Consider the following 15,481-nt stretch of genomic DNA (forward strand, 5'->3'; position numbering starts at 1 on the left):
GATGAGGCAACGCTCGAATCTCGAGGAACATCATTACGTGAGGCAATACGCCGTCTCATCCTGATCGCCGCGCCATAGGGCGCTGGCGCGGAGCCTTTGGCATAGCGCAGCGCGAGCGACCGTCGCGGATTGAAGGTGCTGGCGAGGAGGTGCGCCCGCATGGCTGGCGAGATGCCGAGGCGGCCTACGTCAAAGACCCAGACCTCGCCCGCGAGGCAGGCGCTGGCCGGGTCCAACCGCGCCATCCGCGCGCTCCAGCTCGATACCGAACTGCGCACCGATCCCGGCCGCCGGGCCGACCGCTTGGTGGAGCGCTGGCAAAAGCTCTACCAGACCAGCCGACGGCAGTATCAGGCGGGCGACATGTCCGCCTACAAGGCTACGCGATCGTGCAATGGGCGACATGGCCAAAAGCCTCGAACGCGATCCACAGCTTGAATCCCTACTCGCCAGCCGCAAGGCCGAGCTTGGCATCCAGTTCGAATCGATTGGAAGAGCAATAAATGCCTTGCATCACATGGACTTCTCATGTCTCAGGCCGTCGCAAGACTCAGAGAGAGTCAATGGAAAACCTCTGTTACCGGTTCCCGCCTGCCGCGCTGGCTTCACCGCTCCGTCGCATGTGCTAACGACGATGGGGATCAGCTATGAAGATGCCAAGGCTAAGCTGCGAGCGAACCTTTCCACATTGTCCAAAGCGGATCTCGAGTTGGGAATGGCCGAAATAGTCGCTGCCGTGAATACGAAGGCATAACGACCGCGCTCGAAGCCTGACAATTCTTCTAGGCCTTGCGCTTCGTTGACGTAATGATGGGAGACGCAGCGGCAAGTTCCGCCTCCTCGACTGCCTTTCGGCACCGATCCGCATAGCCGGACGCGAAACATTGCGCCTCTAATTGAAGTTTCTAAACGCGAGTACGTCTGAACTCGCATGCCCGGCAGGAGACTGAGCTCGCTGCCGGGCCGAGTACGCCTTGGGAGGTGGCGTAATTCAGCGACTCTCGTGGAGGTGGAACCACTCAGTCCGCGGGTTTTGCTGAATACCCAGCATGTACCGTGCCAGGTCAAAAAGCGCTTAAAAACGCCCGAGAGTCAGGTTCCGTACGTTGCGTACTCGACATTGTCGGCTATCGGACAATGCCGAACGTGCCACTCGGCATCGACCGACGCCTGAACCAAAGCACCTGCAAGCTGTTCGCTGCCATATCGACCGGACGAACTGATGGTCACGGCTATTAGCTCCGAACTGTTCGCCGGTTGACGCACGGACTGTCACTTTTAAAGAAGGAGATCTCTGTACCCTCCATTCATGAGGGCGCGGCCGCGAGAGACGGCGCGGCGAATGCGGTCGCGCAGATGATTGCGAGGATCCCTCCAGTCGGCATGGACACGCCGTTGACCAACCAGCGCTTCGGCGAGCTCGCGATGTGACGCTCCGGCAAGCGAACCGTCGAGCGCACGAAGAACGAAGGTCAAACGGGGACCGCGTCGTTCCGGCGGAAACAAGCGGGTGGGCAGGTGTTGACCCAGACTTAGAGCATTGAGGCACTCGAGCGCCCTCAGGCGGGGCTTCGAAACCATCGCTGGCCAGATCGCCTCGGTGCGGAGGCAAACAGGGCGCAAGATATCCGCGCCAGAGACGGCGAGCTGGAGCGTATGCTCCGTATGGCGAAGAAGAACATGCTGGCTTTTGTCGGGCGACAGCAGCACCGTCGCACGACATGGCAATTCCGAGAGGTCGAACGGCAATGTCGCCGAGGATGCGGACAGCTGTTCTGCAATGACCGGCAGCACATGGACGCACCAGATCGGAGACCAGAATACGAGCGAATTGCGCCCATAAAACTCGGCGAAACAGGACACCCCAGCGCGACAGGTCGCCGGCCGACGCGACCACCTCGAGAAAGGGGCGGTAGGACAAAGCATTAGCCTGCTGGCTTGCAGCGGTCACTTCACGCCGAAATGCTGGATTGCGGCGCAAGAACTCCCAGGCCCACTCGCGCGGCGTCAGACCTGAGGTGTAATCGTATGATCTTTCATCGCGCCAATCAGCCTCATCCGCGCCTGTCACGAGAACTGTACGCACGACTGTGCTCCCCTGCCCGCCCCCAGGGAGGTCGAAACATCATGCCGCTTGGCAAAGCGCCGTCGCCGAAGGCACCAGACCTCGATGGAGGCATTTCGTCGAAGCGTATACCATCGGCACTGACGAGGGCAGAAGACGCCCGCAAACAGCGACCAGACGATCGAACCCGCGCAGCGACAGCCAGGGCAGCCGGAGCACGCCAAGGGAGTCGGTTTGATAGCTGTGATCGGCTCCTGCGTTGCGTTCCAGACGTTCCTTGAAGGCGCAGTGGCGTGGCGGTGGATTGCACGCTCCTTGTGGGAAAGTTGTCGTAGCGCCGGCGCTATAAGCTCAGTCATTGGCAGGTCTCCTAAGGGGAAATTTCCGCCATTGGAGGCCAAGTTTCACGCCGTGGCAGCCTGTATAGTTGTACAGGTTAAGCCGGCTGTTCAGTCGAACGCAAAAACGAACCGGCGAGGCGCGCAATCGCTTCCTTTGGGTGGTGCCCACGGCGGCTGTTTGCGAGCGGCATGGAGATGGAACGCGGCCAGGCTCCGCCTGTCCTGCGGCAGCCGATTGCTCCAGGCAGACTTGCCACCGCACTGTCCATTGTTTGCGAGCAGCCAATGCGCGGCGTCAGCAAAACATCGCCGACCATTGGCCGTCTCGCATAGATAGTACGCCGAGCCGGAGCTCCCATGTCTCCAGACCCTATCGTAGCTTGCATATTGAACGAGGGGCTCGCCAGCAGCTGAATGCCCTAGCGGCCACTGCCATGTGTTCGCCCGAATGCAGCTTGCTCGCGTGATCGACAGACTTCAGGAATACGATCGAGGGGGCGAGCAGCGAACGTTGCTGGCAGGACCTTGATAACATCAGGCCGGCGAAGCAGTGCCCCATCCCTTCTCCTCGGATCTCCGCTTCTTTCCAGCTGGCGGCTAAACCACAGGCGCAGCTAGCTTGGTCGCTCACCGGGTCGATCGCCTTATGGTGTCTGCCATTGAATCCGTGGCGTGAAGCATTCCGGAGCGAAGATGTTGGGGGCAACCAAGTTCGCCGTGAGCTTCACTGCTCGAGTCCTGCGCGGTGTGACGGATGGCGCCGGACGTCGATCCGGTGATTACGAAGTGCACTCATTGTCGGATTCTCGACGATGTCGGACATGCGACGCATCGCTACGAGAGCGAATGCATTGTTCGGAAACGATTTTCCAGTTGGCACGTCGGATGCAGTCCTATGCGCAAAAGCACTGCGACGCCGCACCGACTGAGAAGAACCCACCTGATGATCACACTTTTCCCGCATGCGGGCGCCCCCGCCAGCACTCAGCGTACCCGAGCAGATGGAAGCCATTGCGCTTTCATTCGTCCGGTTGTCCGGACATGAGTGAATTCGATTTCCGGCCAACGCTGAATGCGCCTGACGATGACCCCCATCTTTGGCTTGAAGAAGTAGACGGTGAACGCGCAGTTGCGTGGACCGCCAGCCAGTCGGCGAAGGCCCTGAAGCATTTCGGTGGAACGCAGTTCGAGCGCGACGGTGCGGCGCTGACAGCAATTTTCGATCGTCCCGACCGGATTCCCCTGGTAACGCGCCGCGGTCAATACCTCTACAATTGCTGGCAAGATGCTGGCAATGCGCGAGGACTGTGGCGCCGAACCACCCTTGCCCTCTACATGAAGGCGGATCCCCAATGGGAGCTACTGCTCGATCTGGATGCGCTCGCGGCTAGCGACGGAGAGGACTGGATCTGGCGTGGTGCGTCGATCGAGCCGGAGAGACGGGAAAGAGCCGTTTTGCGCCTGTCACGCGGCGGCAGCGATGCGGTCGTGCATCGTGAATTCGACCTGAGCTCTCTCAGCTTTGTCGCCGACGGTTTCAATCTCCCCGAAGCCAAGGGCGACATTGATTGGCTTGACCCCAACACGCTTCTGCTTTCCAGTGCGCTTGGTCGGGGCATGGCCACCCGCTCCGGTTACGCCCGCACCGTGCGACTGTGGAAGCGTGGCGCGGATCCCCTCACCGCACCGGTAATCTTCGAAACCGGTTCCGAAACCCTGGGTGTGTCTGGCCATCTGGACCGTACCGCCGAGAGCGAGCGCCTGTGGTTCGTTGAGCAGCTGGCCTGGTTAGAGCAGATAGTCCGCATTGGTGATAGAAGCGGGCCGAAAATTGAGATCGACCTTCCCAAGGACGCCAGGTGGGATACCTTCGGCGATTGGCTGGCGGTAAAGCCCCGCAAAGCATGGACGGTTGGCGGGACGACTTATTGCGCCGACGCACTGATCGGCATCTCGCTTTCCTCTTTCCTGGGCGGCGAGCGTCGTTTTAGTACCCTGTTTGAACCGGCCGAGAGGCGCTCCCTGCAGTCATTCTTCTGGAATGACGGGAAGCTCATCATCGCCTACCTGGCGAACCTCGTTCCGAGATTCGAGGTGTTCACCCCGGGCTCGCAGGGATGGACGCGCCGAGCCCTGGACGCCGTGCCGTCGCAAGGGACTGTTCACCTCTGGTCATTGGATGCGGCAGATCACCAGACCAATGGAGAGGTTCAGGTCTGGGCTCAGGACCCGGTCACCCCGCCGCAGCTTTTCCTATTCGATCTCAACGCCGCGCCGCCTCTCAGCGCTTCAGTAATCCTGAAGCGCAGTCCGGAGAATTTCGACGCATCCGGGCTAGTGGTCACACGCCACGAGGCAGTCTCGATCGATGGTGAGATGATCCCTTATACGCAGGTCGGACCGGCGGAGGGGAACGGAGATGCCCCGGTTCACCTTTCCGGCTACGGCGGGTTCGGCATATCGCTCCTGCCCTCCTACAACTCCCCACTCGGCAAGCTGTGGCTCGAGCGCGGAGGCACGTGTGTGGAGGCGAACATCCGCGGGGGCGGCGAGTTCGGCACCCGCTGGCACGATGCCGGGCGGAGGGAGGGCAAGCGTCTCGCCCATGACGATTTCGCCGCCGTTGCCGCCGACCTCGTGCGAAGGGGCATCACGCTGCCGAGGCGGATTGCCGCCGAGGGCGGCTCAAATGGCGGCCTGCTGATCGCCAACATGCTTACCCGCTATCCTGAGCATTTCGGCGCGCTGTTCTGCACAGTCCCGCTTATTGATATGCGCCGCTACACCAAGCTCCTGGCGGGCGCGAGCTGGATCGACGAATTTGGCGATCCCGACAAGGCTGACGATTGGGCTTTCCTGAAGGAGATCTCCGCCTATCACACTGCCACGCCGGGACAGCCCTATCCGCCTATCCTGATCGCCACCATGAGACGCGACGACCGCGTCCACCCGGGCCATGCGCGCAAGATGGCGGCAAAGCTGCAGGCTCTTGGCTATCCCGCTTACTTTTACGAGCCCGTCGCAGGCGGGCACGGCTACGGCAAGGACAATCGGGAGCGAGCCGCATTCATCAGCCTTGGCATCAATTTCCTTCGCAGCGCGATCGGCTGGCACGCCGATATCGTTCATTGACGCCCGAGAGCCCGACAAAACCAAACTACAAGCGAGTGAGTACAGGTCCATGGCTGCAATTAATGCGGGCACTGCTTGCGCAAAATGCGCCAGCGCTCTGTCGATCTCAACCAATAGAGCCGGACACTCAGTTCAGTCTACTTTTCTGAAGAGCAAGGAGAAATACCATGGCAACAAAGCGAATGAACCTGGCGCGGGGAGTAGCAGCAGCCGTCGTCCTGATGCTGCTGGCACAGCAGTCTGTAGCGGCGGACGATCCACCAATCCCTTGGTGCGTCGCTCCGCCTCCGCCTCCCCCTCCCCCTCCCCCTTACCCGTGCCACGTCTACAACACCAAGCTAAGCGCCACGCTCTTGGCAGATCCGCCTGCGCTCATCGGGGAAATATTCGGGCTACGTTAACGCGGTGCCCGGCTCGGTCTTTCGTACTCCAACAGCGTGACGCCGGAACTCGATATTTCGTATTTCTTCACGGACAACGTCGCAGCCGAGCTTATCCTCGGCACCACCTATGCCAACATCACAGGCCAAGGCTCCATCGGCGGGCTGGGGAATATCGGCAAGGTTTGGCTGCTGCCGCCCACGCTTACATTGCAGTACCATTTTACCGATTTCGGCGCCTTCAAGCCCTATGCGGCGCCGGCGTGAACTATACGATTTTCTATCATCAGGAAGCCGGCAGCGCCGATGATCTCAAGGTCAAGAATACGTTCGGCACCGCGCTGCAGGTCGGGTTTGACTACAAGCTCGACCAGCATTGGGGCGTCAACTTCGACGTGAAGAAGCTTTTCCTGAGCCAGACTTCGAAGTCACAGTGGCCGGCAACAAGCAGACGAGGAAGGCGGCGCTAGATCCCTGGCTGATAGGCGCGGGCGTCACCTACCGTTTCTGACAACGGAAGGCGAACGCGGCTTAGTCACAGCCGAGTCGATTGAAGGGCGCCTCGTGCGCCCTTTTTCCGTCGGCCCGACGGTCCACTCTTGTCAACCCGACATACACCCAAGTCAGTGTCTTGGGATTGTCCGAGCTGTCGATATGCGACGTTAATGTCGGTCGTCCGACACAGCCGGTCCGATCGATGGCCTTGAACTAAAAGGATTTTCCTTTGGCGCGCATTTTGCATCCTTCATCCGGACAGGGATCAACGGACTGACGCCAGCCATGTAGAGAATGTCGATCGCCAACGCTACGTGCCGGGCGGCGTTCCGGCCGTTTCCGGTGCAGGAACAGCAAGGGAGTGTGATTGCAAGCGTCATCGGGCTTTGAAGATTCCATCATGTGGACATGGAACTACCCTGCTGGCTCGGATGCCAACTCTTCAGGCTGGTTCACCCGGCCAGTTCCTGGATATCGGCGTAGGGCGACGGGTCATGTTGACTGCCATCAAGGCCGCACCCGCGTGCTGGTCCTTCGAGCAACGCTCAACGCTGCTGCACACCGGGCGATGAAAAGCCAGATCCAACAATGTGTCTTCCGAAAACCGAAAGAGGTGAACAGATATGGTCAAGATCGGCGCTTTGGTGCTTGCGTTATTAATTCAAGGGGCATCGGGATCGGCAACCGCTCGGGCGCTGGCCAACGGTTCGAACGGTGCACATCCACCGCTAGAGCTGGCGGATTTCGAGCGGGCACTTACGATCAACGATCGCTATAGCGGACTCAGTGCCAATGTCCCCGAAATGCCTTTTTGGCTGACTGGGGGTGAAGCCTTCGTCTACCGCCGGACTAGCCACGGCAAGCGCCAGTTCATGCTGGTCGATGTCGCCACGGGCGTGAAGCGGCCGCCCTTCGATCAGGCCCGTCTGGCGGCGGCACTAAACGGGGCGAGCCATAAGCGGTATCAGGCCGACGATCTTCCCTTCGAGCGTTTCGAACTGACCGAGGATGGTCGCAGGCTCGACTTCCTGATTGAGCACGTCCGGTGGAGCTGCGACGTTGCAAGCTATGCCTGCACCAACACAAAATTGGATGCGGACGCCCCGTCCTTTCAACTCCGCCACGACTACACGCCACCGGCTGAGAATAACCCCGACCAGAGGAGCGCCTCGCCCGACGGCAAATGGGTCGTCTATATAAAGAACTACAATGTTTTCCTGCGCAGCAAGGACGGATTGCAGGATGCTGCGCTGAGCCGGGATGGATCCGAGGGCAATTACTACGTTTTTTCGACACTGAGCTGGTCGCCGGACTCGCGCCACCTCGCGGCCTCCCGCGTTCGTCCCGGCTACAAGCGGAAGGTCCCCTACCTCGATTCATCGACGGACCGGTTGCAGCGCGAATATTCGACAATGGTCTATCCCAAGCCGGGCGATGTCCTTCCGCTGCCCCAGCCGGTCCTGTTCGACATTGCCGGCCGCCGCCAGATCGTGATCGACAACGCCCTGTTCTCAAACCCCTTCGAACTTTCCGCTCTCCAATGGTGGGCGGACGGTCGCGGCCTTTCTTTCGAATATAACCAGCGCGGGCATCAGCTTTATCGGCTGGTCGAGGTAGACGCCGCGACGGGCCGCGCACGCGCGCTGATCGAAGAGACCAGCACGACGTTCGTTGATTACCAGCCGCTGGTGATGAACCAGCACGGTACCGGGAAATTCTTTCGTTACGACGTCGATGACGGGAAGGAGATCATCTGGGCATCCGAGCGCGACGGGCACGAGCACCTGTATCTGTTCGACGGCCGGACCGGCGCGCTCAAGAACCAGATTACCAGCGGTGAGTGGGTCGTGCGGGGGGTCAACCATGTCGATCCGGTCAAGCGCCAGATCTGGTTCGAGGCGAGCGGGAGGAACCCGGGGGAGGACCCTTATTTCGTCCATGCGTACCGCATCGGCTTCGACGGTGAGGGGCTGACTGAGCTCACGCCCGAGCCGGCCAACCACCATGTCGAGTTCTCTCCCGATGGCCGCTATTATGTCGATCTCTGGTCACGCATCGATCTGCCGCCCCGCATGATGCTCTACCGCGCCAGCGACGATGTCAAACTCATGCAGGTGGAGACCGCCGACATATCCGAGCTCGTCGCCGCAGGCTGGCAGCCGCCACTCAGCTTCCACGCCAAGGGGCGCGACGGCAAGACTGATATCTGGGGCGTGTTCCACCGGCCCGCCAATTTCGATCCGAAGAAGAAGTACCCGGTGGTGGAGAAAATCTATGCCGCGCCCCAGGGCTCTCGCGTCCCAAAATCCTTCTCAAGGCGGACAGAGCCGCTCACGCAGCTGGGCTTCGTCGTTGTGCAGATCGATGGCATGGGTACCAACAACCGCTCGCGCGCCTTTCATGACGTTGCGTGGAAAAATCTGAAGGACGCAGGCTTTCCCGATCGCATTCTATGGCACAAGGCGGCTGCCGCGAGGTATCCGTGGTACGATATCTCCAATGTCGGCATTTTCGGCGGGTCCGCAGGCGGCCACAACGCGGTGGGCGCGCTGCTCTTCCATCCCGAATTCTATAAGGTCGCGGTCGCCAACAGCGGCTGCTACGATAACCGGCTATATAGGATCTGGTGGAGCGAACAGTGGATGGGGTGGCCAGTCGGCATTGAATATTCCCAATCCTCCGCCATCGACAATGCTTACAGGCTGCGGGGCAAGCTGATGATCGTCGTCGGCGAAATGGACCGCAATGTCGACCCGTCCTCCTCGCTGCAGCTTGCCGACCGACTCATCAAGGCGGGAAAAGATTTCGACATGTTCTATGTGCCTGGTGCCGATCACGGCGCGCCAGGCATCTTTACTGAGCGCAAACTCCTGGACTTCTTCGTTCGCAACATTCTCGGTCAGACCCCACCCGACTGGAACGCTAAAGGAACCGAGCTGCAAAAGAGCAAATCGTCACGATGATGGCTTCGGCAGCTTCTGCCTATAGCAATCCTCGGGTCCGTTTTGTTGGCTATGATCGAGGCGGCGAGCGAGCGGAGAACGCTCGGACGAGGGCCTGCGCCATTCGTGCGCAACGGGCCTTTGCAAGACGGAAACAGGAACGATTCCGACGCTCGACGGCCGCAAAGCGGGAATCGAGGATATGGCGCCCCGCGTCTGCCTGCCTCTTCTCTGACGGTACGTTCCTGCATGCTTCGTTTTGCCTCCGCTCGCCAATCGCGGCTTTTCCGCGGAAGCGGGACGGAAGCGGGGGTGGGCGGCGAGTTGCGACCGGAAGGGCCGCCGTCCAGGCGGACCGCATCCGAAGGACCGAAACGAAGAGAAGGACCCGAGCGAGAGCGAAGGTTGCGGGACCCCGCGGCGGGCCTAGAAGGGGTGCCGCCTGCCCTGCTCCGCCGGGAAAGGCCCAGACAAGAGCTGCGCGGGTCTAAGGACCCGCGCCAGGGCGGGAGCCGAATGGGTGAGAGGCCTGAGCTTGCCAGAAAAGCAGGGCTGGTCCGCCGGCAGCCGGTGCGCGCAGCGAGACGCGCCCGCGCCAGCTATGACCGCAGGCTCAACAGAATCTCGCAGGGGTCAGCGTCAAGTGCCACAGTTACGTCGAGAAACTCGATGATATCGAGACGCCGCTCCCCACCCTCGTACTTGGCCACGAAGGATTGCGGCCGGCCAAGCTTCTCGGCCACCTGCGCCTGGGTCATGCCTTTGGCCTTGCGCAGCGATATCAGCTGGTCCAGAAACCGCTGGTGGCGGGGAGATCGAAGAGATTTTGGCATGTAGGCGAACCGGTCAGGTAAAGACCGGCTCAGCCACTAATCCCGGTTCCGGATTATCCCATTTTGGGATATGCTGTCTTGAATCCAGCTATCAACATGCGAGGTTCGCGGCAGAGATGAATCGATCGACGGGAACAGATGGGATTGAAAGCTCGACACTGCTCGATGAGGTCCCCTGGTCAGACAGCATCACGAGCTACGACAGGCAGCATTCCACCATTTACCTGCGCATCCTCGACGCCTGCGCCGACAATGCCAGCGTAGAGGAAATGGCCGAACTCATTCTCGGCATCGACCCGGCTCTTGAACCGGTGCGCGCCCGCAAAGCTGTTCGCAGCCATATCGACCGGGCGAACTGGATGGTAACGATCGGCTACAAGGAACTGTTCGGCGGCTGACGCACGGCTGGAACTGTCACGTTTTCCGGCAAGGAACTCACGATAGTCCTCATTCCTGAACGCATAGCCGAGAGACGCGCCGGATGCGCTCGCGGAGGTGATCGCCAGGATTCGTCCCTCGGCGTGGACGCGCCCTCCTCGATCAGGATCTCGCGATGTGAAGGTCCGGCGAGCGATCCCTCGAGACCCCCAAGAACTACATTCACTCGGGGCCGCGGTTTCGGCGGAAACAAGCGGGCAGGCAATTCGCCGTAAGCCAAAGGGGCATTGAGGCACTCGAGCGCCCACAGGCGACCCTTCAAAGCCGCCGCGCACCGTGAAGCTAACCCGTCAGTGAACCGAAAAAAAGGAACGGGCCAGACGCCCAATTGCCTGTTTGGTGGTCGTCACCCCAAGCTTCCGGCGAGCGTTGCCCAGATGAAAGGCGGCCGTTCGCTGCCTGATGCCCAGGATGCAGCCGATCTCCCAATCAGACTTGCCTTGTCCTGCCCACTGCAGGCACTCGTATTCGCGCGGCGTCAGCAAGACACCATCGATCATTCGATCGGCGGACAGTTTGCTGCGAACGAACATATGAAAACAGGTCGCGATATACGGGAGACCTTGTTTGTGGCGTTCTGCGGCGCGAAAAAATACAGCGTCGGGCTTGTCAGCGGCAAAGGTTATCGCAGCAAAATTCCCTCGGCGGTCGACAACCGGGATCGTCATGCCGCAGCAGATGCCATACTGCGCCGCTTCTTCGAAAACCTGAGCCCCTGCAGCCTCCTCGCCGCTCAGATCGGATCCCCATCGAAACGGACATCCGCCACTGCGTGCGCGCACGATGACCGGGTCAATACTCTGATATCGGTTCTCAAGATAATGTGCTGTCCACGGCGCCGGATAATTCGAGATCAGCGTGGGTTTGCCATCAGACCGCGGCGGTAACGAGAGATAGGCAAAAGTGCGCAGATCGAGTCCAGAGGCCACATCGGCCAGGGCGCAGCGGAGATCAGCCTCATCGACGCTTTCTGAAAGCCGTTCCAAAAATCTCTCGAAGACAGCCTGCACGTATCTGGCCTACCTTAAATTCACCCCGATCCAAGGCAGCGAAGCGCTGCGACGGCGCCCGCCGGGCAAACGGCCGATAGACAAGTGGCCTAACTCGCCTGGAATGCAGCACGTCATAAAGCAAACCACGCCGCGAGTCGGCACCAGCTCGCGCTGACCTTGTGCCCGCTCGAACAAAGACGCATCGAGGTATTGCAAGCAGCACAATGCCGGCGGATGACTTCCTTCCGTAACATGATAGAATGAATATCCACCTTGCGGGCGAGCAGGCGCGCTGCCGGGGCGTGCCGCACACAGACTGCACATTGTTTCGCAATCGACTGATGTCGTTGCCCGTGCCGGTAGCTGCCCAAATTTCTCAAACTAAGCATCGCGCCCGATGTGAATGTGATCCCGATAATCTGACCGCGGTGACGCTGCCGCAGACCCTTGTCCGTGAGATTCATTTCGCCCTCATTCTGCTGTCCCGTTTGAGACAGTCAGAATTTGATCAATGCTTCGCGATTCCCTTCCTCTCTTAGAACCGCGACTCGTAGATTAAGATGGTCGCGTCTTTCTCCTCCAATAAATCAAATAGAAATAACTTGGTCCGCCACTGGCAGCGCCATATATAGAAGAATAATGACTGTTTATCAGCTCGCTTGCCGGATAAGACTTGCATTTGCAAACTATAGTAATTTTGGAATGAGCGTTTGCGCCAAAATACGTTGGCTGCTGAAACATGGGCTGCAGAAACCGGTGCGCTCTGAAACGTCACTAGTCTCTTCGTTTGCACGCTGTGACCCTACATGGTCTTCTTCCTGACGCGAGACTAGGGTCCGTCCTGAGATTACTTCCTCGCGGACGTCGCCGAACGCTCCAGTCATGTTGGCATCAAATCACTTCCAATTCCCTGCCCACCTCGTCGACCGCACGGTCAACATCCGTGCTCGAAAATGCGGCCGACGTTGCGAGCGGATGCGCGCCAGGCGCTTCGGCACCACGGGGGAGGAGAAACCCATCACATACATCCCGCGCTGGAGCATTTCCCGGCCATCTGCTGCGCGTCGCCCAATATTAACGGGATGATCGGATGGTCCGCGCCAGCCACCGTGAAGCCCGCCTGCGACATCTTCGAGCGGAAGCGGTCGGCATTGGCGTAGAGCTTTTCGCGCGGGACTACGCCATGTTCTCCCTCATGTTCAACACCGGAGCGCGCGCCCGGGAGTTCGTCGACCTGCGGGTCCGAGACGTTCGCCTGGAGCCGCCTCACCAGGTGCGATTCATCGGCAAGGGCAATGAGGTACGCCTGTGCCCGATCTGGCCGCGCGGCGCAGCTTTGAAGGACTTGATCCAGAAGCAGACCAACCGCTAAATCCCGGACAGTTTTCGGGAGCGGATTTAACGGTCGGTTCTCGGCTGCGCCGTTCTGGCAGTTTGGCCTCTCACGATGACGTTGAGAGGGGCATGCCGAGACGGAAGCAACCGATACGAACGAGCGTGAGGGATATCCAAGCAATCTTGCGCCTGACCCACGAGGAGGGTCTTTCGGCGTGTGAGGTGTCGGAACGGCTGAAGATCAGTAAGACGACAGTATCGACCTATTTGCTGCGGGCGCGGTAGGCCGGGCTGGCATGCTGGCCGCTGCCGCCCGGCCACGACGATGCGACGCTTGAGCGGCTGCTGTTTGGCCGTGCGGGTCGTCCGGCGTAAGACCTGAGCGAACCTGACTTTGCGCTGATCGCCAGGGAGCTGAAGCGCAAGGGGCCCATCCCGACGGCTACGGCTATACCTGGTTCTGCGACCACTCGCCGCTTTCGAGCGTCGGACGAGCGCAACATTCCGCAATCGGCATGCGGCGGGCGCGGTGACGCCAAGACTATGCCGAGCAGACGGTGCCGATCATCGATCTGCTACAGGCGGAGCGACGTTCAGCAGTTCGCGCACGAGCGCGAGACTGGCCTTGCGGGCGGAGCCGGCGAGCAGTCCATAGTGACGGATGCGGTGGAACCCACGCGGCAGCACATGGAGCAGAAAGAAAGATCCCATGGCGAGAGGGGGATAGCGACCCACGCTGTTGCAAAGTGGGGTTGCTGGTCAAATTAACCTTGTGGAGGGAATCATGCTTGTTGCAACTGATCGACCCCGAGGGGCCTGCGTGACGTCGCTATCGCCAGGCGGGGGTGAGCGTATGTCGAAGCATGCGGTGCGAGGTGGTGATACTGCGGGACTGCTGGCGCGCTTTGCACAGCTTCGGGAAAAGACTCAATTGCGCACTGGCGAGACGTTTCCGATTGTCGTCATCCAAGAGGCCGGTTTGGACGGTTTTTGGATCCACCGTGTCCTGGAGCATGAGGGGATCGGGAGCCATGTTGTTGACCCTGCCTCCATTGCCACCTCGCGACGGCGACGGCGGGCGAAGACTGATAAGATCGACGGCGAAACGCTGTGCGCGCACTGCTTGCTTATAAACGCGGCGAGCCACCCGTATGCGCGATGGCGAAGCCACCGACGCCCGAAGCAGAGGATCGGCGCCGGATCTGCCGGGAGCGCAAGGTCCTGGTCAGTGAGCGGACGAGCCACGCCAATCGCATCAAGGGACTGCTATTTGCGCAAGGGATAACCGGCTATGATCCGCTGCGACGTGACCGGCGCGAGCGGCTTGACGATCTCCGGACGGGTGATGGCCGTGTGCTGGGCAGGCAATTCAAGGCGCAGCTCATTCGCGAGCTCGACCGCCTCGAGCTGCTGTTCGAGCAGATCAAATCAGTCGAAGCCGAGCCTGACGCGTTGCTGGCCGCCGATGTCGCTGACACGCCTGTGGCGTTGCTGCCCGACCTCAAAGGCATTGGCCCCGAGAGTGCCGCCATCTTTTATTCGGAACGGCTATTCCGAAAGTTCGACAACCGAAGGCAGGTGGCAGCCTATGCCGGGCTCGCGCCGACGCCTTGGCGGAGCGGATCAATCGACCGCAAGCAAGGCGTCTCAAAGGCTGGCAATCCCCGGCTCCGGACAACAATGATCGAGCTTGCCTGGCTGTGGCTGCGCTACCAGCCCGAGTCAGCGCTCTCTCGTTGGTTCCGCGAACGAACAGCTTGTAACGCTGGGCGCGTGCGCAAAACAACGATCGTCGCGCTCGCACGAAAGTTGCTCGTCGCTCTCTGGAAATGTGCGACCGCAGGGGTGGTCATCGAGGGCGTCGTCATGAAAACCGCCTAAGGCGATCAACCCTGCATACCTGTCCGGAAGGCCAATCAGCCCCCGCGGATCCAGGGAGACAACCGAATCCGCCGCTGGTCTGAACCACCGACAGGAAGAATGGTCTCGTCCTCCTGAGCCTTTGGCCCGCCGAAAGGGGGATATTGGTGCAGCCGTCCCCGACGGCGACCGCATGTGAGTTGGATCAGGCCTCGGAAATACGCCGGCGCCGCGTCAACGCAGTTGGGCTCAAACCCTGGAAGCTCCGCCAACAGAAAAGGAGGAATTATGCGCCTTTGAGCCTTTGATATCACTTGACCTGAAACTCGGATGAACTCGTCGGCGGCAAGCGTCATGGCGCGCTGGCGCTCGACACCATCGCGGCGAATTCGAATAATTTGTGACGGTCGCCTTTGCTTTGAAATCTGCAACGACCTCATCTGGCACATCGATGCCGTGCGGGCCGTCCACTCCAACATCATGCGGCGTCCAAAGTGCTGTCCGCGAAAAGAAGCGAATGACCCGCGGGCGACATGATCCGGGAAACGAGCAGGAGAAGCTTGACCTCACCACCCCAATCTGAGAAGCCTGTTAGCCTCCCTTGGAAAGCCGCCACAGCGCATCACACTGCCGATTTCGCAACACGTCAATGATTTACCAGCAGGTCG

The 15,481-nt window shown here is 60.2% G+C and carries 8 protein-coding genes and 7 pseudogenes; 9 read left to right on the top strand and 6 right to left on the bottom strand.

The features are described from left to right. Positions 1 to 137: 137 nt before the first annotated feature. Positions 138 to 523: pseudogene (locus AC0L2X_RS31620) on the top strand (Ti-type conjugative transfer relaxase TraA); the annotation flags it as partial. 755 nt (positions 524 to 1,278) lie between these two features. Here AC0L2X_RS31620 and AC0L2X_RS31625 read toward each other — a convergent pair. Together AC0L2X_RS31625 and AC0L2X_RS31630 are read right to left on the bottom strand one after the other, a co-directional pair. Continuing rightward, on the bottom strand, positions 1,279 to 1,794 hold the full coding sequence (locus AC0L2X_RS31625; protein WP_473601105.1) for a DUF2285 domain-containing protein: 516 nt from the start codon (positions 1,792 to 1,794) through the stop codon (positions 1,279 to 1,281). A gap of 115 nt (positions 1,795 to 1,909) precedes the next feature. After that, positions 1,910 to 2,086, bottom strand: a pseudogene (locus AC0L2X_RS31630) (transcriptional regulator domain-containing protein); the annotation flags it as partial. A 1,361-nt stretch (positions 2,087 to 3,447) separates the two neighbouring features. Between AC0L2X_RS31630 and AC0L2X_RS31635 the strand changes: the two are divergent. From AC0L2X_RS31635 to AC0L2X_RS31645, 3 genes and pseudogenes are all read left to right on the top strand, one after another. Beyond that, positions 3,448 to 5,538 carry a prolyl oligopeptidase family serine peptidase gene (locus AC0L2X_RS31635; RefSeq protein WP_473601106.1) on the top strand — a complete coding sequence of 697 codons (2,091 nt, stop codon included), beginning with the start codon at positions 3,448 to 3,450 and terminating at the stop codon, positions 5,536 to 5,538. A gap of 354 nt (positions 5,539 to 5,892) precedes the next feature. After that, positions 5,893 to 6,429 (top strand): annotated as a pseudogene (locus AC0L2X_RS31640) (OmpW/AlkL family protein); the annotation flags it as partial. Between the two features lie 607 nt (positions 6,430 to 7,036). After that, entirely contained in the window at positions 7,037 to 9,376 is a 2,340-nt protein-coding gene (locus AC0L2X_RS31645; RefSeq protein ID WP_473601107.1) for a S9 family peptidase, read from the top strand. A gap of 578 nt (positions 9,377 to 9,954) precedes the next feature. Here AC0L2X_RS31645 and AC0L2X_RS31650 read toward each other — a convergent pair. Further along, positions 9,955 to 10,188: a helix-turn-helix domain-containing protein gene (locus AC0L2X_RS31650; protein ID WP_473601108.1), complete on the bottom strand. Its 234-nt coding sequence runs from the start codon at positions 10,186 to 10,188 to the stop codon at positions 9,955 to 9,957. A 116-nt stretch (positions 10,189 to 10,304) separates the two neighbouring features. On the opposite strand from AC0L2X_RS31650, the gene AC0L2X_RS31655 reads away from it, so the two are divergent. After that, entirely contained in the window at positions 10,305 to 10,586 is a 282-nt protein-coding gene (locus AC0L2X_RS31655) for a DNA -binding domain-containing protein (RefSeq protein WP_473601109.1), read from the top strand. Positions 10,587 to 10,916: 330 nt separating this feature from the next. Here the strand turns inward: AC0L2X_RS31655 and AC0L2X_RS31660 are convergent, their stop codons facing one another. Continuing rightward, positions 10,917 to 11,636 carry a LuxR family transcriptional regulator gene (locus tag AC0L2X_RS31660; RefSeq protein WP_473601110.1) on the bottom strand — a complete coding sequence of 240 codons (720 nt, stop codon included), beginning with the start codon at positions 11,634 to 11,636 and terminating at the stop codon, positions 10,917 to 10,919. 242 nt (positions 11,637 to 11,878) lie between these two features. Between AC0L2X_RS31660 and AC0L2X_RS31665 the strand changes: the two genes are divergently transcribed. Beyond that, positions 11,879 to 12,157, top strand: a complete 279-nt coding sequence (locus AC0L2X_RS31665; protein WP_473601111.1) for a hypothetical protein — start codon at positions 11,879 to 11,881, stop codon at positions 12,155 to 12,157. Positions 12,158 to 12,509: 352 nt separating this feature from the next. Here AC0L2X_RS31665 and AC0L2X_RS31670 read toward each other — a convergent pair. Next, positions 12,510 to 12,795 (bottom strand): annotated as a pseudogene (locus AC0L2X_RS31670) (aminotransferase class I/II-fold pyridoxal phosphate-dependent enzyme); the annotation flags it as partial. Here AC0L2X_RS31670 and AC0L2X_RS31675 point away from each other — a divergent pair. Both AC0L2X_RS31675 and AC0L2X_RS31680 read left to right on the top strand, forming a co-directional pair. Continuing rightward, positions 12,709 to 12,990 carry a hypothetical protein gene (locus AC0L2X_RS31675; protein WP_473601112.1) on the top strand — a complete coding sequence of 94 codons (282 nt, stop codon included), beginning with the start codon at positions 12,709 to 12,711 and terminating at the stop codon, positions 12,988 to 12,990. The pseudogene AC0L2X_RS31670 and the gene AC0L2X_RS31675 sit on opposite strands and share 87 nt — an antisense overlap. Before the next feature lie 92 nt (positions 12,991 to 13,082). After that, positions 13,083 to 13,525 (top strand): annotated as a pseudogene (locus tag AC0L2X_RS31680) (IS21 family transposase); the annotation flags it as partial. Between the two features lie 10 nt (positions 13,526 to 13,535). Here the strand turns inward: AC0L2X_RS31680 and AC0L2X_RS31685 are convergent. Next, positions 13,536 to 13,652, bottom strand: a pseudogene (locus AC0L2X_RS31685) (transposase); the annotation flags it as partial. 85 nt (positions 13,653 to 13,737) lie between these two features. Here AC0L2X_RS31685 and AC0L2X_RS31690 point away from each other — a divergent pair. Beyond that, positions 13,738 to 14,834: pseudogene (locus AC0L2X_RS31690) on the top strand (IS110 family RNA-guided transposase). Positions 14,835 to 15,481: the final 647 nt, after the last annotated feature.

The organism is Mesorhizobium sp. WSM4828, from assembly GCF_055811175.1.

Excerpts from the sequence above, each read along its gene's own strand:
- AC0L2X_RS31635 (WP_473601106.1), top strand. The coding sequence starts at position 3,448 with ATGAGTGAATTCGATTTCCGGCCAACGCTGAATGCGCCTGACGATGAC.
- AC0L2X_RS31645 (WP_473601107.1), top strand. The coding sequence starts at position 7,037 with ATGGTCAAGATCGGCGCTTTGGTGCTTGCGTTATTAATTCAAGGGGCA.
- AC0L2X_RS31650 (WP_473601108.1), bottom strand. The coding sequence starts at position 10,188 with ATGCCAAAATCTCTTCGATCTCCCCGCCACCAGCGGTTTCTGGACCAG.
- AC0L2X_RS31655 (WP_473601109.1), top strand. The coding sequence starts at position 10,305 with ATGAATCGATCGACGGGAACAGATGGGATTGAAAGCTCGACACTGCTC.
- AC0L2X_RS31665 (WP_473601111.1), top strand. The coding sequence starts at position 11,879 with ATGAATATCCACCTTGCGGGCGAGCAGGCGCGCTGCCGGGGCGTGCCG.
- AC0L2X_RS31675 (WP_473601112.1), top strand. The coding sequence starts at position 12,709 with ATGGTCCGCGCCAGCCACCGTGAAGCCCGCCTGCGACATCTTCGAGCG.